Below are 17,074 nucleotides of genomic sequence, written 5' to 3'. Positions count from 1 at the left end.
CACGCGCCGGTGCCCTTCGCGCCGGCCTGGTCGAGGATGACGTCCACCAGCGGCTGCCCGGTGGCGGCGTCGACCTGACGCAGCACCTCGGCGGTGATCTCGATCAGGTACGACTCCAGCTCGCCACGGTTCCATTCGGCGAACACGTCGGCGATCTCGGCGGGGGACTTTCCGGTGCCGCGGCGGATCAGGTCGTACGCCTCGGCGATGAGCTGCATGTCGGCGTACTCGATGCCGTTGTGCACCATCTTCACGAAGTGCCCGGCACCGTCATGGCCGATGTGCGTCACGCACGGCTCGCCCTCGGCGATCGCCGCGATCGACTTCAGGATCGGGCCGAGGGTGACCCACGACTCGTCCGAGCCGCCGGGCATGATCGACGGGCCGTTGAGTGCGCCCTCCTCGCCGCCGGAGATGCCGGCGCCGACGAAGTTGATGCCGGTCTCGCGCACCGCCTTCTCGCGGCGGATGGTGTCGGTGAACAGCGCGTTTCCGCCGTCGACGATGATGTCGCCGGGCTCGAAGACGTCGACGAGCGCGTCGATCACCGCATCGGTCGGACGCCCGGCCTTGACCATGATGATCGCGGTGCGCGGCTTCTGCAGCGACGCGGCGAACTCGTCATACGAGAACGCGGGCACGAACTCGGCCTCGGGGTGCTCGGCGACGAGCGTGTCGGTCTTCTCGTGGCTGCGGTTGTAGATCGCGACCGTGTTGCCCTCACGGCTGGCGAGGTTGCGGGCGAGGTTCGAGCCCATCACCGCCAGGCCCACCACGCCGATGTTCGCCGTCGGTGCGACGACCGCCTCAGGGCCGGTCGGCTCCGGCGCCGGACGAGAGACCTCCTCGGGGCGCGGCGCCCCCTCGTGCTCCCGCGTCGCGCCGGGCTGGTCGTCGCGATCGGTCGAGATGTTCGTCTGCGCCGCGGGCTCGTTCGAAGACACACGCACTCCTGAGGTTCGAGAGGGGGAGGGTTCCAGCCTAGAGTCTGGCGTACCCGTGTTACGTGGGAGGGGCGTGATCCTCACCGCGACCCGACGCCCGTTGTGCGTCGGAGATCAGTCCTTGCGGTAGTTCGCGCGGCCCATCGACCAGAGCGCGCCGGCCGTGAGGAGTGCGCCGAGGGCGGCCATCGCGCCGATCAGCCAGAGCAGCGCGTGAGACAGAAAGCCGTAGTCCATCGGGATCCTCCGTGGGCGGAACAGGGTGCGGTCCTCATCGTAGCGGCAGCCCCGGTCCGCTCGCCGGGGTGGCGCCGAGCGGGCATCCGGCACCCGGCTTCGGCGCCGTCGTCCCGGCTGGTAGACTCGACCCTTGAACTTCGGCGAGGGATGCCTCGCACCCGCCTGACCGGCGGGATGCGGCATCCGTGATCGACGCGGTGGAGCAGGCCCATGGCTTTCCTCACGCGTGTGCGTTCGAGTCGAGAAACCCCCAAATACCTGGGCCCGCCACCTGAGCGGACCCGCGATCAGAACGGGCTCACGCCCGCGAGGAGAAACCATGTCGACCGAGACCGACACCAAGGTCCACGCCGAGGTCCGCGAGAACTTCGGAAAGGGCTTCGCCCGCCGCCTGCGCGCCGCCGGCAAGATCCCCGCCGTCATCTACGGCCACGGCACCGCCCCGCTGCACGTAGCGCTGCCCGGCCACCAGATGGCCCTGCTGATCCGCCGTGCCAACGTCGTGCTCGAGCTCGACGTCAACGGCAAGGAGCAGCTCACGCTGGTCAAGGACGTCCAGAAGGACCCGGTGCACCAGATCATCGAGCACATCGACCTCCTCGTCGTGAAGAAGGGCGAGAAGGTCCAGGTCGACGTGCCGATCGTCGTCCTGGGCGAGCCCTTCGCCGGCACGATCGCCAACCTCGACGCGACCACCATCGCGCTCGAGGTCGAGGCGACCCACATCCCGCAGAACATCGAGGTCGACGTCGAGGGCCTCGAGGACGGCACGCACATCACCGCCGCCGACCTCAAGCTCCCGAAGGGCGCGACGCTGATCGCCGACCCCGAGACGCTCGTCGTCGCCGTCTCGGTCCCGGCCGCGACGCTCGCCGCCGAGGACGAGATCGCCGAGGCCGACGCCGAGGTCGCCGCCGAGCAGTCCGAGGAGGCCGAGCAGGCCGCCGAGGGCGAGGCCGCGTCCGAGTAAGGACTCATCGCAGCATCCGTCGAAGCCCGTCCCCGATAATCGAGGGGGCGGGCTTCGCCGTCGAAAGGGGAGACATGGCTCAGGCGTGGCTGATCGTGGGACTGGGCAATCCGGGACCGCGGTACGAGCTGACCCGTCACAACGTCGGACAGCTCGTCCTGGACGAGCTGGCGGCGCGGCGCGGTGAGTCGTTCAGAGCCCACAAGGCGAACGCGCGCGTCGCCGAGACCTGGCTGCGGCCCGGGGGAGCGAAGCTCATCCTCGCCAAGCCGAACACCTTCATGAACGTCTCCGGCGGCCCGGTCGCAGGCCTCGCCAAGTTCTATGGCGTCGAGCCCGAGCACGTGGTCGTCGTGCACGACGAGCTCGACATCCCGTTCGACTCCATCAAGCTCAAGACCGGCGGCGGTCACGGCGGGCACAACGGCGTCCGCGACATCGCGAAGGCGCTCGACTCGGGCGACTTCGCGCGCGTGCGCGTCGGCATCGGCCGCCCTCCCGGCCGTCAGGATCCCGCGGACTGGGTGCTCGACCCGTTCGGCGCCGCGGAGCGCAAGAACCTGCCGATCCTGCTCGGCGACGCCGCCGACGCCGTCGAGCAGCTCGTCGACGAGGGACTGCTCGCCGCCCAGCAGAAGCACCACTCGCCGCGCGCCTGACGCGGCGCGCGGTCAGCCGCCGATGCCCGTGCCGGCGCCGAGCCCGGCGGTCAGGAATCCCTGCAGGATCGTGAAGAACACGATCGGGCCCAGCGCCGCCACGACGATCGCCGCGATCGCCCACGCCCGGCCGCGATCCTTGACCAGCGCGATGATCCCCTGCACGAGAGCCCACACGCCGAGCGCCGTCCCGAGCCAGAACGACACCTCGGCGAGCAGGACGGACTCGCGCACGGGCGCGAGCACCGACCAGTCGAAGTCGGCGGTGAACGGGCGTCCGGCGATCTCGCGCCCGGCGCCGAGGCCGATCGCGAACGCGGAGATCGCGGCGCCGAGCGCGGCGCCGACGGTGACCACGGTCGCGAGCACGAACGCGACGACGCCGAGCCCGCGTCCCGATGGCCGGTGAGCGGATGCCGCGCCCGGCGCGCCCACGTAGGGCGCACCCGGCGCCCCGGGAGCGGGCGCGTGCGTGCCGTAGCCGGCGGGAAGTGCGTAACCGGCCGGAGGCGCGTAGGCGCCGCCGGCGGGCGACGCCGAGCCGGCCGGCGTGGGGGAAGGGGCGACCGCCGACGGCGCGCCGAACGGGGGCGCGGACGGTGCGGCCCAGGTGGTCGGCGCGGGCGCGGCGGGGGCGGCGGGAGCTGCCGCCGGGGGCGCCACGGGCGGGGCAGGGTCGGGCGTCGGCGGGGTCGTCTGCTCGGCGGGGTCGCTCACGCGCTCATCCTATGAGGCGTGGGCCGAGGCATCCGACTGCTCTCCCACCGCCGCCCCGGTGTCGGCGGCCGCGCGTAGACTCGTCCGGTGACAGTTCCCGGGATCGTGCGCGCCCTCGAACAAGCTGAGTCGTTTCGGGATGCTGTCGCCGCAGCATCCGTCGATGCCGACTTCTCGCTGGTCGAAGGCCTCGGCGCACCGCTGCTCTCCGCCCTCCTCGAGCGCCGCCGCGCCGCCGGCAAGCCGCCGGTCATCCTGCTGATCACACCGACCGGACGCCGGTCCGAGTCGATCGGGCCGGCGCTGGGCGCGCTGCTGCCCGGTGCTGAGGTGCTGCACTTCCCGGCGTGGGAGACGCTGCCGCACGAGCGGCTGAGCCCGAGCCCCGAGATCGTCGGCAACCGCCTCGATGTGCTGGGGCGCATCGCGCGCTGGGACGGCGAGACGCCCCTCGTGGTGACGGCGTCGGTGCGCGGAGCGATCCAGCCGCTCGCGGCCGGCCTCACCGACGTGCCGCCGATCGACCTCGTCGTCGGCGGCCGCGGGCACGAGCTGGGCGATGTCTCACTGCGCCTGGTCGAGCTGGCCTATCACCGCGTCGACATGGTGTCGCGTCGCGGCGAGTTCGCCGTGCGCGGCGGCATCCTCGACGTCTTCCCGCCGACGGCGGCCCACCCGTACCGCATCGAGTTCTTCGGCGACGAGGTCGACCAGATCCGCGCGTTCTCGGTCGCCGACCAGCGGTCGCTGCCCGGCGAGGTGCGCGAGGTCTCGCTCATCGCGAGCCGCGAACTGCTGCTGACGGAGGCGGTGCGCGGCCGCGCCCGTCAGCTCAAGGACGAGTTCCCCGGGCTCGCCGGGATGCTCGAGAAGATGTCGGAAGGCATCCCGGTCGAGGGCATGGAGTCGCTGCTCCCCGCCGTCGTCGACCGGCTGGTCACCGTCGTCGACTACCTGCCCGAGGGTGCGGCGGTGGCGCTCGTCGACCCCGAGCGCGCCGTCACACGCGCCATCACTCTCGGCGACACCAACCGGGAGTTCCTCGAGGCCGCGTGGAGCGCCGCGACAGCCGGTGCCCAGACCCCCATCGACCTCGGGGCAGGCGATTTCCTCACGCTCCCGGCGCTGCGCGAGGCCGCGCAGGCGCGCGACGACGTGTGGTGGACGCTGAGCGCGTTCGATTCCGGAGAAGCGGATGCCTCCGCCGAGGGCCTGCTCGACATCGACGTCGCCCTCGAGGCGGCTGCGGCGGTCCGCGTCGCCGCCGCACCGGTGCCCTCGTTCCAGGGCAACGTCGACGGGGCGACCGCGCACGTGGGCGAGCTGCTCGCCGACGGCTGGCGCGTCGTGGTCGCCGCGTCCGGCGTGGGCCTCGTCGAGCGTGCGCGCGACGTGCTCGCCGAGCGCGGGATCGCAGCCCGCAAGGTCGACGAGGTGCTCGCCGCACCCGAGCCGGGCGTCGCGCACCTGATCGTGTCGGTGCTCGAGCGCGGCTTCGAGGTGCCCGACGCGAAGCTCGCCGTGCTCACCGAGACCGAGTTCTACGGCCGCACGATCGGCGGCGACCAGCGCGTCGTCAAGAAGCTCGCGTCGCGCCGCAAGAACGTCGTCGACCCGTTGCAGCTCAAGCCCGGCGACCACGTCGTGCACGTGACCCACGGCATCGGCAAGTTCGTGGAGCTCACACAGCGCGAGGTGTCCAGCGGCGGCCGCAACCCCGTGAAGAGCGTGCGCGAGTATCTCGTGCTCGAGTATGCGCCGTCCAAGCGCGGCTATCCGGGCGACAAGCTGTTCGTCCCCACCGACCAGCTCGACCTGCTCTCGCGATACGTCGGCGGTGAGGCGCCCAGCCTGTCGAAGATGGGCGGCAGCGACTGGGCCGCGGCGAAGGGGCGGGCGCGCAAGGCCGTGCGCGACATCGCCGTCGAGCTCGTCAAGCTCTACTCCGCCCGCATGGCGGCCAAGGGGTACGCCTTCGGGCCCGACACCCCGTGGCAGCGCGAGCTCGAGGAGGCGTTCCCGTTCGCCGAGACGCCCGATCAGCTCCAGACGATCGACGAGATCAAGGCCGACATGGAGAAGCCGATCCCGATGGACCGCCTGCTGTCGGGCGACGTCGGATTCGGCAAGACCGAGGTCGCCGTGCGTGCCGCGTTCAAGGCGATCCAGGACGGCAAGCAGGTCGCGATGCTCGTGCCGACCACGCTTCTCGTGAAGCAGCACCTCGAGACGTTCACCGAGCGCTTCGCGGGATTCCCGGTCAAGGTCAAGGCGCTCTCGCGCTTCCAGACCGACAAGCAGGCGCGCGAGGTCGTCGACGGCCTCGCAGACGGCACGGTCGACATGGTCATCGGCACGCACCGCATCCTCACCGAGAAGGTGCTCTTCAAAGACCTCGGCCTCCTGATCGTCGACGAGGAGCAGCGCTTCGGCGTCGAGCACAAGGACCAGCTGAAGAAGCTCAAGACCAATGTCGACATCCTGGCGATGAGTGCGACGCCGATCCCGCGCACGCTCGAGATGGCGGTCACCGGCATCCGCGAGATGTCGACGCTGCAGACCCCTCCCGAGGACCGGCATCCGATCCTGTCGTATGTCGGCGCCCGCAACGACAAGCAGATCGCGGCGGCGATCCGTCGCGAGCTGCTGCGCGAGGGCCAGGTGTTCTTCGTCCACAACCGCGTGCAGTCGATCCAGCGGGTGGCGTCCGAGCTCGCCGAGCTCGTGCCCGAGGCGCGCATCGCCGTGGCGCACGGCCAGATGGGGGAGCACGCGCTGGAGGAGGTCGTCGACGCCTTCTGGGAGCGGCGGTTCGACGTGCTCGTGTGCACCACGATCGTCGAGACCGGTCTCGACATCTCCAATGCGAACACGATCATCATCGACCGCGCCGACAAGTACGGCCTGTCGCAGCTTCACCAGCTGCGCGGCCGCGTGGGCCGGGCACGGGAGCGCGCGTACGCGTACTTCCTCTACGACGAGCTCAAGCCGCTGTCCGAGACGGCGGCCGACCGGCTCGAGACGATCGCCGTGAACAACGACCTCGGCAGCGGCATGCAGGTGGCGCTGAAAGACCTCGAGCTCCGTGGCGCCGGCAACCTGCTCGGCGCGGAGCAGGCCGGCCACATCGCCGGCGTGGGCTTCGACCTGTACCTCCGAATGATCGGCGAGGCCGTTTCGGCTTTCCGCGGCGACGACGTCGAAGGCCCCGCCGAGCTCCGGCTCGAGCTGCCGGTGCAGGCCCGCATCCCCGAGTCGTACATCGACAGCGAGCGGCTGCGCCTCGAGGCGTACCAGAAGCTGTCGGCCGCGGCATCCCTCTCCGCCAAAGACGACGCGATCGACCTCGTCGTCGAGGAGCTCACCGACCGCTACGGCGAGCCGCCCGCCGACGTCGAAGGACTCCTCGCCGTCGCGCGCCTGCGGCGCCGCGCCGCGCGGGCCGGTCTTTCCGACGTCGTCGCGATGGGTCCCAACCTGCGGATCGCACCGGCGAACCTGCCCGACTCGATGCGTGTGCGGCTGCAGCGGCTGCACCCGAAGGCGAAGCTGCTGCAGGGCGGCGAGGCGCTCGTCGTGCCGCTGCCGACCGCCGGCGGGGAGCGCGTCGCCGACGCCGACCTGATCGCGTGGGTGAGTCAGCTGCTCGACCAGCTCTGGCCGGTGCCGCAGGCGGCCGAGGCATCTGCCGCGGGGAACGGCTCCTCCTGACGCGGCAGCCGCGCGTCCGCGGGTCACGGGCGGCGCCGTCGCCCGTGCCGCGGATTCCTGCTGTGACGAATGGGCTGCACGCTCTATAGTCGCCGCATGGGTCCTGGGGCAGGCCGAACCAGGCTCGGCGAGGCCGCGGCGGCCTTCTCGAGCAACTGGCGCAACCCGAACCTGCGCCGCGCCCAGTTGAGCTTCCTCGGTGCGTGGACGGCGGAGTGGGCGTTCACCGTCGCGCTCGGGGTCGTCGCGTACGACCATGGCGGCGCCCTCGCGCTGGGCCTGGTCGGACTGCTGCGCATGCTGCCGTCCGCGCTGCTCGCGCCGCTGCTGTCCCCGTTCGCCGACCGCGGCCGGCGGGAGCGCGTGCTCGTCGTGGTGTCCACGCTCCGCGGGATCGCGACGGCCGTCGCGGCGCTGATGGTCGCGCTGGCAGGCCCGGTCATCGTCGTGTACGCGCTCGCGGTGCTCTCGACGATCGCCGCGACGCTCTTCCGACCCGCGCACTCCGCGCTGCTGCCCACGCTGTGCCGCACCGGCCACGAACTGGCCAGCGCCAATGTGGTCCGCGGCCTGCTCGATTCCGTCGCCACCCTCGTGGGGCCGCTCCTGGCCGCCGTGCTGCTCGCGGTCGCCGACGTGTCCGTCGTGTTCGCCGTCGCGGCGGCCGCCTCGTTCTGGGCGGCGCTGCTGCTCGCGCGCGTCCGGTACACGGCTCCGCCGCGGCCCGCAGCCCCGCCCCGTCCCGATCTGATGAAAGAAGCGGTCGAGGGCGTCCGCGCCGTCATCCAGAGTCGCGATCTGCTCCTCATCCTGGGGTTGGCGGCGGCCCAGTCCCTGACCCGCGGCGCGCTGACGGTGTTCTCGGTGGTGGTGGCCATCGAGCTGCTCGGCACCGGCGACCCCGGCGTCGGGGCCCTCATGGCGGCGGTCGGCGTCGGGGCGGTCCTCGGGTCGCTGGGCGCATCGTTCCTCGTCGGGACCGGCCGGCTGGGGGCGTGGTTCGCCGTCGGGGTGGGTCTGTGGGGGCTGCCCATCGCGCTCATCGGCGTCTTCCCTCAGCAGGCCGCCGCGCTGGGCGTGCTCGCGTTCGTGGGTGTCGGCAATGCGCTCATCGACGTGGCGGGGTTCACGCTGATCGCCCGGCTGGCTCCCGACGCGGTCCTGGCCCGGGTGTTCGGCGTGCTGGAGAGCCTCGTCGCCGTGTCCATCGGCGTCGGGGCGATCCTCGCGTCGGCCGTGATCGCGTGGTTCGGCGTCGAAGTCGCGCTCGTGTCGATCGGGCTGCTCTGCCCGCTGCTCGCTCTGGCGTCGTGGTGGCGGCTGCGGCGGATGGACGGCGCGGTCGGCGCGCTGGATGACGAGGTCACGCTGCTGCGTCGCGTCCCGATGTTCCGCCCCCTGCCGCTCCCGACGATCGAGCAGCTGGCTCGCGGTCTCGAACCCCTGTCGGTGCCCGCCGGCGAGACCGTGGTCTCGCAGGGCGACATCGGCGACCGCTACTACGTGATCGAGGCCGGCGAGGCCGAGGTGCGCGGCGACGGCAGGATCGTCGCAGAGCTCGGGCCGGGCGACGGCTTCGGCGAGATCGCGCTGCTGCGCCGCACGCGCCGAACGGCGACCGTGCTCGCGCGGAGTGCGCTCCGGTTGCAGGCGCTCGGGGCCGACCGTTTCGTCTCAGTCGTCCTCGGCTACCTGCCGAGCGCGGAGGCTGCAGCGGCGGGGGTGGACGACCAACTCGGCCGCTTCGCACCCCGTGAGCCGTCCGACGGGCCGCAGGCATGATCGTGTCAGCCTCGGCCGTTGAGAAGGCGCGGCCCGGATGGGAGGGTGAGGCATGACCTCCGCCCGCGCCGCTCTGCTCATCGCCGACATCGGCGGCTACACCGCCTACATGAGCTCGCACCGCATGACCCTCGCGCACGCGGAGGTCAACACGGCCAGGATGCTCGACAGGATGATCGGCGCGGCGCCGGGTTTCGACCTCGTCGAGATCGAGGGGGATGCCGCGTTCCTGTCGCGCAAGGTGGATGCGCGCGACCCCGATACGACCGTGACCGATGTGCTGCGCACGGCGGCCGCGATGCACCGCGCGTTCCACGTCGAGCGCCACTACGTGGCGAAGAACCTGTGTCCGTGCGGGGGCTGCAAGCAGGTGGGGGAGCTGAAGCTCAAGTTCGTGGCGCACGTCGGGGAGGTGGCGACGCAGACGATCCGCGGGAGGGACAAGCTCGTCGGGATCGACGTGATCCTCGTGCACCGCCTGCTGAAGAACTCGGTTCCCATCCCCGAGTACGTCCTGCTGTCGGAGGATCTGTATCTGACGGATGCCGGGGCACTGCCGGATTCGCTGGGCGAGATCACCCCCGACCTGGAGGGGATCGGGACGGTCCGCGCGTACTTCGCCGATGTGGCGCAGCTCGACGGGGAGCTGCCGCCCCTCCCGGACCCGTCATGGCGGGGTCGACTGGGGAGCACGCTCACCGCGGTGCGCGAGGGACTCCCGTACATGCTCGGCCGCAAGAAGCCGCGGCTGCAGCGGTGACCCGCCCGCGCGGCGGCGTCCCCGGGCCGACGCAGCGCGTCAGATGACGCCCTGCGCGAGCATCGCGTGTGCGACGCGCGTGAAGCCCGCCGCGTTCGCCCCCACGACGTAGTCGCCCGGTCGGTCGTAGCGCTCCGAGGCGGCGAACGCGGCGTCATGCACGTCCGACATGATCGAGCGCAGCTTCTCCTCGCTGTCCGCGAAGGTCCAGCGCTGTCGCGCCGCGTTCTGGCTCATCTCGAGTGCCGAGGTCGCCACACCGCCCGCGTTCGCGGCCTTTCCGGGACCGAACAGCACGCCCGACTCCCGGAACGCCGCGACGGCGCCGGGGGTCGACGGCATGTTCGCGCCCTCGGCGACGGCGCGCACGCCGTTGCCGATCAGCGCCGAGGCGTCGAGCTCATCGAGCTCGTTCTGGGTCGCCGAGGGCAGGGCGACGTCCATCGGGACCTCCCACGGCCGCGCGCCCTCGACGAAGCGCGCGCTCGCGCGGCGTGCCGCGTACTCGGCGATGCGGCCGCGCTCGATCTCCTTGACCTGACGGAGCAGGCCGACGTCGATCCCGGCGTCGTCGACGACGTAGCCGGACGAGTCCGACGCGGTGACCGGGATGCCGCCGAGCTGATGGACCTTGTCGATCGCGTAGATCGCGACGTTGCCCGAGCCCGACACTCCCACGCGGCGGCCGGCGAGCTGCTGGCCGTGCACCGCCAGCATGTTCTGCACGAAGAACACCGCACCGTAGCCGGTCGCCTCGGTGCGCACCTCGGCGCCGCCCCACTGGACGCCCTTGCCGGTGAACATGCCCGACTCGTGGCGGTTGGTGATCTTGCGGTACTGGCCGAAGAGGTAGCCGATCTCGCGCGCGCCGACGCCGATGTCACCGGCGGGCACGTCGGTGTGTTCGCCGAGGTGACGGTAGAGCTCGTTCATGAACGACTGGCAGAAGCGCATGATCTCGCCGTCGGAGCGGCCATGCGGGTCGAAGTCGCTGCCGCCCTTGGCGCCGCCGATGCCCTGGCCGGTGAGCGCGTTCTTGAAGATCTGCTCGAACCCGAGGAACTTGATGATCGACAGGTTCACGGTCGGGTGGAAGCGCAGGCCGCCCTTGTACGGCCCGAGCACCGACGAGAACTGCACGCGGAAGCCACGGTCGACCTGGAGCGTGCCCTGGTCGTCGACCCAGGGGACGCGGAACATGATCTGCCGCTCCGGCTCGACCAGGCGCTCCACGATGCCGCCGGAGACGAACTCGGGATGCCGCTCCAGCACCGGCACGATCGAGTCGAGCACCTCGTGCACGGCCTGCTGGAACTCGGGCTCGTGGGGATTGCGCGCCTGCACGGTGTCGAACACGGTACGGACGGCGGACGGCAGGGCGACGAGAGTGTCGGTCACGGATGGAGCTTTCTTCGGGACTGATCGGGGGCCGCGTCGCATGGCGCCGGGCCCGCGGGTGAGCGGGCATCCGGGCGATCCGCGGGGTGACACGGGACGCCGGGGCAGGCGCGGGAGAGCGCGCCGGGGACGGGCTGTTCCAGCCTACGCCCGCTGGAGGGCCGGGTCTCGGCGTGTGACGTTCCGGGCCGCTACGCTGGCACCGATCGAGGAGGAACCATGCGGTTCGAGCACCTCGGGGCGCAGCCCCGCATCCATCCCGACGCCGTGATCGCGTCGACCGCGGTGATCAGCGGAGACGTCGAGATCGGCGCCGACTGCCAGGTGCTGCACGGCGCCGTCATCACCGCCGAGGGCGGTGCGATCACGCTCGGCACGAACGTCATCGTCATGGAGAACGCCCTCATCCGCGCGACCTCGACGAATCCGGTGCACATCGGCGACCACGTGCTGGTGGGACCGATGGCGAGCGTCTCAGGCGCGGTCGTCGAGGAGGAGGTCTTCCTCGCGACCGGCACGCGCGTGTTCAACGGCGCCCGCATCGGAGCGCGCAGCGAGGTGCGGATCAACGGCGTCGTGCACCTGCGCACGACCCTGCCGGCGGAGTCGACGGTGCCCATCGGCTGGGTGGCGATCGGAGACCCGGTGCAGATCCTCCCGTCGGACCGCCACGAGGAGATCTGGGCGGCCCAGCGCGAGCTCGACTTCCCGGGCTACGTCTTCGGCCTCGATCGCGAGACGCCCGACCTCATGGTGCAGCTCACCGAGCGCTACGGGCGCAGCCTCGCCCGGCACGTCGACGACCGCAGGCTCGACTGAGTCGCCCAGACATCGAGCGTTCGGGATGCCGCGGCCGCGGCATCCCTCAGCGGTCGCTCTTCAGTCCCAGACCAGGCGGCAGCCGCGGCACTCGAATTCGAGGCGCTCGACCCAGCCGTCGTCGAGGTCACCGCGTCGATCGAGGTCGACGCGGAACCACCGGGGCTCGCTCGCGCGCACATCGAGCGACCCGCAGTCGGGACATGCTTCGGCGACGATGATCCGTGCCATGCGGCCACGGTAACCCCGGCGATCCGGAAGCGCGGAAGCGACGCGCGTGTCAGCCGGTGTTCTGGAGGCCGGCCGCGACGCCGCTCACCGAGAGCAGCAGTAGCCGCTGCTGCTCGGGGTCGACCGGCGCGCCCTCGGGAGTGTCGCGCAGAGCCCGCAGCGCGCGCAGCTGCAGCAGCGACAGCGCGTCGACGTACGGGCTGCGCATCTTCACGGCACGCTGCAGCACGGGCTTGTTGCCGAGCAGCTCCGTGCCACCGGTGACGCGGATGACCCACGACCGGGTGAGCGACATCTCCTCGCGCACCAGGGACGCGAGATCGTCGCGGTCGCCCAGCTCGAGGTAGTGGCGCGCGATGCGGTCGTCGGCCTTGGCGAGGCTCATCGCGACGTTGTCGATCAGCGTGCGCAGCAGCGGCCATTCGTCGTAGGCGCGCTGCAGCAGCTGCTCGTCGCCGACCGCCTCCAGCGCGGTGCCGAGCCCGAACCAGCCCGCGAGATTGATGCGGGCCTGCGTCCACGCGAAGACCCACGGGATCGCGCGCAGATCCTCGAGCGACTCGACCGACAGGCCGCGTCGCGCCGGGCGCGAGCCGAGGGCGAGCAATCCGACCTCCTCCATCGGCGTCACGCGCGCGAACCACGGCGCGAACCCGGGCGCCTTCACGAGCGAGAAGAAGCGTGCTCGGGATGCCTCGTCCAGCGTCGCTGCGACCGAGGCGTAGCGCTCTGCCGCGGCGCGATTGCGCTCCTCGTTCGAGGGCGACGACGCGAGCAGGATGGCAGCGGCGACCTGGTCGATGTGCCGCATCGCGATGGCCGGGTCGCCGTAGCGGGCGAAGATGACCTCGCCCTGCTCGGTGAGTTTGAACCTGCCGTCGACGGAGTGCGGAGGCTGCGCGAGGATCGCAGAGTTCGCCGGCCCGCCGCCGCGGCCGAGGGCTCCGCCGCGTCCGTGGAAGAGCGTCAGCTCGATGCCCTGCTCCTGCGCCCAGGCGGCGATGGCCGCCTGCGCCTCGTACAGCGCGAGGTTCGCCGCGACCGGTCCGACATCCTTCGACGAGTCGGAGTAGCCGAGCATCACCTCGAGCCGCCGGCCGGTCGCCGTGAGGCGCTCGGCGAAGGCGGGGTGCTGCACGATCTCGGCGAGGATGCGCGGCGCGGCCTGCAGGTCGGCGAACGTCTCGAACAGCGGGACCACGTCGAGCACCGGCACGTCGCCGTCGGCTCCGGCCGCGTACCGCGCGAGACGATGGACCGCGGCGAGGTCGTCTGCGGACTGCGTGAACGACACGACGTAGCGTCCGGCCGCGCGGGGGCCGTAGCGCTCCTGCAGGAAGGCGATCGAGCGGAAGACGTCGAGCACCTCCTCGGTCTGCTCGGAGCGCGGTCCGCCGGCATCGAGCTCGGCGAGCACCTTGGCGTGCACCGCGGAGTGCTGGCGCACCTCGAGCTCGGTCAGGTGAAAGCCGTAGGTCTCGACCTGCCACAGCAGCTGCTGCAGGTGGCCGTACGCCTGCCGGGCCGCCCCGGCCTGCACGAGCGAGTCCTGCACGATGCGCAGGTCCGCGAGGAAATGCTCGGGGTCGCGGTAGGCGAGGTCGGCGTCGCGCTCGCGCGTGGCCGTGAGCTTGCGCGCGAGCAGCAGCATGATGCGGCGGTGGGGCTCGTTGGGGGAGCGCTTCGCGATCTCGGCTGCGGCCTCGTCGTCGGCCGCCGCCAGCCGCTGCCAGAGCGCCACGAGCGCGGCGCTGGGCGGGGTGGTGGCCGCGTCGAGGGTGAGCGTGCGGCCGATCCGGCTCGCCGTGCGCTCCAGCCCCAGCAGCACGTGCTCGCTGGCGATCTTCGCCGCGGTGCGCGTGACGGATGCCGTCACGAACGGGTTGCCGTCGCGGTCGCCGCCGACCCACGAGCCCACCCGCACGAACGGGCGGACCACAGGAGCGCGACCGCCGGCCGCCGGGCCCTGGAGCGCGTCGTCGACGCGCCGGTACACGTGCGGGATGGCGGTGAACAGCGTCTCGTCGAACACCGCCATGACGGCCCGCACCTCGTCGGTCGGTGAGGGCTTCTCGGGCCGCAGCGGCGCGGTGCGCCACAGGGTGTCGATCTCCTCGAGCATGCGACGCTCGGCGCGTCGCTGGTCGGCGCCGTTGCGGAGCGAGGCGTCGTGGTCCTCGAGGAGTGCGGCGAGGCGCCGGATGCTCGCCGACACCGCGCGGCGACGAGCCTCGGTCGGGTGCGCCGTGAAGACAGGGTGGAACCGCAGCGCCTGCAGTCGCGCGAGGGCGGTGTCGTCGCCCACCTCGGCGGCAAGGCGCATGAACGCGGCGGCGACGGAGTCGGTCGCGCGCTCGCGGTCGGGGCGGCCGTCGCGCTCGCGGAGGATGCGCACCCGCTGGTGCTCCTCGGCGAGATTCACGAGGTGGAAGTAGGCCGTGAACGCGCGGGCGACTTCGTCGGCCCGCGCGACCGTGAAGGAGTCTGCGATGGCGGCGGCCCGTGCGAACGCCTCGGGCGTCTCGTCGGTGTACGCCTGGATCGTCGCGATGCGCAGCCGCTCGACGTCGTCGTAGAGACCGGGCGATCCGCTCTCGCGCAGCACCTGGCCGAGGAGCGATCCGAGCATGCGCACATCCGCGCGCATCTGCTCCGGGATCTCCTGCTCGGCCTCGAAGCGTCCCACGAGGTCGATCGCTTCGGTCTGGGTGAGTTCGCGCATCCGTCCACGGTACTGGCGAGCGGCCGCGCCGCCGTCCGCGGGGACGTTGTGTGACGTCCGCGGCGGCGTGGCGGGCCGCCGATAGACTGACCACGGTGTGCCGGGAAGTCTGGTCGGCGATGCGCCGCCGCGCCGACCGACCACCCCGACGAAAGGACCCGCGTGTCCCTGCTCCGCTCCGCCCGTTTCCCGGCCATCGTGCTCCTGGCCTCGGCGATCCTCGCCCTCGTGCTGGCGAACTCGCCTCTCGGCCCGGCGATCGCGGCGGTGAAGGGCGCGTACGTCGGCATTCCGGGGGTCTTCGAGATGTCGGTGGGCCACTGGGTGCAGGACGGCCTGCTCGCCATCTTCTTCTTCATCGTCGCCGTCGAGCTGCAGTTCGAGCTCACCAACGGTGAGCTGAACTCGGCGCGCAAAGCGATGCAGCCCGCGATCGCCGCAGCCGGCGGTGTGGTCGTGCCGATTGCCGTGTTCCTGCTGTTCGCCGGCGGGTCGGAAGCGGTCGACGGCTGGCCGATCCCGACCGCGACCGACATCGCCTTCGCGCTGGGCGTGCTCGCCGTCTTCGGCAAGGGTCTGCCATCCGGCATCCGGATCTTCCTCCTGGCCCTCGCCATCCTCGACGACATCGTCGGCATCATCTTCATCGCGGTGCTGTTCACCGACGACGTGAATGTGGGGCTGCTCGCGCTCGCCGCGGTGGCCGTGGCGATCTTCGGCGTCCTCAGCCGCCAGCTCGTCAGGCGCAACCGGCTGCCGATCGCGATCGTCCTGGTGATCCTGGCTGTCACGACCTGGGTGCTCGTGTACCTGTCGGGCGTGCACGCGACGATCGCGGGCGTCGCACTCGGCCTCGCGATGGCGCAGCGACCCGCGCTGCATGTGCGCCACTCGCTCGAGCCATGGGTGAACGGCATCGTCCTGCCGCTGTTCGCCTTCTCCGCCGCCTTCGTCGTGATTCCGTCGGTGACGCCGTCGCAGCTGTCGCCGGCGTTCTGGGGAGTGCTCGTCGCGCTGCCCGTGGGCAAGATCATCGGCATCTCCATCGCCGGCTGGATCTCGCTGCGCATCGGCAATCGCGGCGCCGCGCCGCACCTGTCGCTGCTCGATCTCATCGCCGCCGGCGCCCTGGGCGGCATCGGCTTCACCGTGTCGCTGCTGCTGTCGGAGCTCGCGTTCGCGGACGAACCGCTCGTGCGCGACGAGGCCACACTCGGTGTGCTCGGCGGCTCGATGATCTCGATCGTGCTCGCGGCGATCCTCGTGGCGCAGCGTGCACGTCACTACCGCCGCACGGCGCCGATCGCCGACGACGAGCTGCCGCCGCCCGCCAGCCACGAAGGACAGATCGCATGACCGACGCGACGCCCGCGACCGATCCGCTGCGGGAGGCGGCCGACACGATGCGCGCGGTGCGCGACCGCTGCGTGTGGACGCAGCAGATCGACCACCGTGCGCTGGTGCCGTACCTGGTCGAGGAGAGCGCCGAGCTGATCGACGCCGTCGAGGAGGACGACCGTGCCGAGCTCCGCGAGGAGCTCGGCGACCTGCTCTGGCAGGTGCTCTTCCATGCCGAGATCGCGTCGCGCGACCCCGCCGACCCGTTCGACATCGACGACGTCGCACGCGGGCTGACCGACAAGATGGTGCGGCGGCATCCGCACGTCTTCGGCGACGCCGTCGCGAACACGCCCGAAGAAGTGCTCGTGCACTGGAACGCCGCGAAGGCCGCCGAGAAGAGCGCGCGCACCAGCGTGCTCGACGGAGTGAGCGAGCGGATGCCGAGCCTGGCGCTCGCACAGAAGCTCCTGGGCAAGGCGGCCCAGGTCGATGTCCCGCCGCCCGTGCCCGCTGCCGGGGGAGCGCCGTCGTCCGAAGCCGAGCTGGGCGACGCGCTGCTCGCCCTCGTGGCGTCGGCTCGCTCGAACGGCTGGGACGCCGAGCGGGCCCTGCGCGAACGCCTGCGCGCCCTGTCGTCCGCCATCCGCTCCGCCGAGACCGCCTGACCCCCCTGACCCCGCCGCCCGCGAGACACCACTTCCGCGTCGAGACGGCGCACCAGGCACGCCGTTTCGTCGCACACACGTCGTCTCGCGGACGGCCCCGCGGACACCGGGCGAG

14 protein-coding genes are annotated in these 17,074 nt (G+C 71.7%); 8 read left to right on the top strand and 6 right to left on the bottom strand.

The genetic code is table 11. The features are described 5' to 3' along the window. Together gndA and H9622_RS16035 are read right to left on the bottom strand one after the other, a co-directional pair. Positions 1 to 758: NADP-dependent phosphogluconate dehydrogenase (gene gndA / locus H9622_RS15515; protein WP_263598690.1), on the bottom strand; the 758-nt coding region annotated here is incomplete at its 3' end. A gap of 300 nt (positions 759 to 1,058) precedes the next feature. Next, entirely contained in the window at positions 1,059 to 1,181 is a 123-nt protein-coding gene (locus H9622_RS16035) for a hypothetical protein (protein WP_263598689.1), read from the bottom strand. 322 nt (positions 1,182 to 1,503) lie between these two features. On the opposite strand from H9622_RS16035, the gene H9622_RS15510 reads away from it, so the two are divergent. Together H9622_RS15510 and pth are read left to right on the top strand one after the other, a co-directional pair. Beyond that, complete coding sequence (locus tag H9622_RS15510; RefSeq protein ID WP_191767320.1) at positions 1,504 to 2,154, top strand: 50S ribosomal protein L25/general stress protein Ctc; 651 nt, start codon at positions 1,504 to 1,506, stop codon at positions 2,152 to 2,154. Positions 2,155 to 2,228: 74 nt separating this feature from the next. Further along, the gene (gene pth / locus H9622_RS15505; RefSeq protein WP_191767319.1) at positions 2,229 to 2,813 is read left to right on the top strand and encodes an aminoacyl-tRNA hydrolase; all 585 of its coding nucleotides are present in this window, start codon (positions 2,229 to 2,231) and stop codon (positions 2,811 to 2,813) included. Positions 2,814 to 2,825: 12 nt separating this feature from the next. Here pth and H9622_RS15500 read toward each other — a convergent pair whose 3' ends face one another. After that, positions 2,826 to 3,530: a hypothetical protein gene (locus H9622_RS15500; RefSeq protein ID WP_225222189.1), complete on the bottom strand. Its 705-nt coding sequence runs from the start codon at positions 3,528 to 3,530 to the stop codon at positions 2,826 to 2,828. A gap of 87 nt (positions 3,531 to 3,617) precedes the next feature. Between H9622_RS15500 and mfd the strand changes: the two genes are divergently transcribed. From mfd to H9622_RS15485, 3 genes are all read left to right on the top strand, one after another. Beyond that, positions 3,618 to 7,241, top strand: coding sequence for a transcription-repair coupling factor (gene mfd / locus H9622_RS15495; protein ID WP_191767318.1), 3,624 nt, complete (start codon positions 3,618 to 3,620; stop codon positions 7,239 to 7,241). Between the two features lie 96 nt (positions 7,242 to 7,337). Beyond that, a complete protein-coding gene (locus tag H9622_RS15490; protein WP_191767317.1) occupies positions 7,338 to 9,023 on the top strand; it encodes an MFS transporter in 1,686 nt (561 codons plus the stop codon). A gap of 52 nt (positions 9,024 to 9,075) precedes the next feature. Next, complete coding sequence (locus H9622_RS15485; RefSeq protein WP_191767316.1) at positions 9,076 to 9,783, top strand: DUF2652 domain-containing protein; 708 nt, start codon at positions 9,076 to 9,078, stop codon at positions 9,781 to 9,783. A 39-nt stretch (positions 9,784 to 9,822) separates the two neighbouring features. On the opposite strand, the gene gdhA is transcribed toward H9622_RS15485, so the two are convergent. Next, positions 9,823 to 11,181: an NADP-specific glutamate dehydrogenase gene (gene gdhA / locus H9622_RS15480; protein WP_318247146.1), complete on the bottom strand. Its 1,359-nt coding sequence runs from the start codon at positions 11,179 to 11,181 to the stop codon at positions 9,823 to 9,825. 219 nt (positions 11,182 to 11,400) lie between these two features. Here gdhA and H9622_RS15475 point away from each other — a divergent pair, with 219 nt between their 5' ends. Then, the gene (locus tag H9622_RS15475; protein ID WP_191767314.1) at positions 11,401 to 12,000 is read left to right on the top strand and encodes a gamma carbonic anhydrase family protein; all 600 of its coding nucleotides are present in this window, start codon (positions 11,401 to 11,403) and stop codon (positions 11,998 to 12,000) included. Between the two features lie 60 nt (positions 12,001 to 12,060). On the opposite strand, the gene H9622_RS15470 is transcribed toward H9622_RS15475, so the two are convergent. Beyond that, positions 12,061 to 12,231, bottom strand: a complete 171-nt coding sequence (locus H9622_RS15470) for a hypothetical protein (protein ID WP_191767313.1) — start codon at positions 12,229 to 12,231, stop codon at positions 12,061 to 12,063. Between the two features lie 49 nt (positions 12,232 to 12,280). Further along, positions 12,281 to 14,953, bottom strand: coding sequence for a phosphoenolpyruvate carboxylase (locus H9622_RS15465; RefSeq protein WP_191767312.1), 2,673 nt, complete (start codon positions 14,951 to 14,953; stop codon positions 12,281 to 12,283). Between the two features lie 162 nt (positions 14,954 to 15,115). Here H9622_RS15465 and H9622_RS15460 point away from each other — a divergent pair, with 162 nt between their 5' ends. Together H9622_RS15460 and H9622_RS15455 are read left to right on the top strand one after the other, a co-directional pair. Next, positions 15,116 to 16,309 (top strand): Na+/H+ antiporter NhaA, encoded by a 1,194-nt coding sequence (locus H9622_RS15460; RefSeq protein ID WP_191767311.1) that lies wholly within the window; start codon positions 15,116 to 15,118, stop codon positions 16,307 to 16,309. Continuing rightward, positions 16,306 to 16,959, top strand: coding sequence for a MazG family protein (locus H9622_RS15455; protein ID WP_191767310.1), 654 nt, complete (start codon positions 16,306 to 16,308; stop codon positions 16,957 to 16,959). The genes H9622_RS15460 and H9622_RS15455 overlap by 4 nt, the downstream gene beginning before the upstream one ends. Positions 16,960 to 17,074: the final 115 nt, after the last annotated feature.

This window comes from Microbacterium gallinarum (genome assembly GCF_014837165.1).
Classification (GTDB): Bacteria; Actinomycetota; Actinomycetes; order Actinomycetales; family Microbacteriaceae; genus Microbacterium; species Microbacterium gallinarum.
Note: the sequence above shows the minus strand (reverse complement) of the source record. Positions and strands in the feature narration are given on the sequence as shown.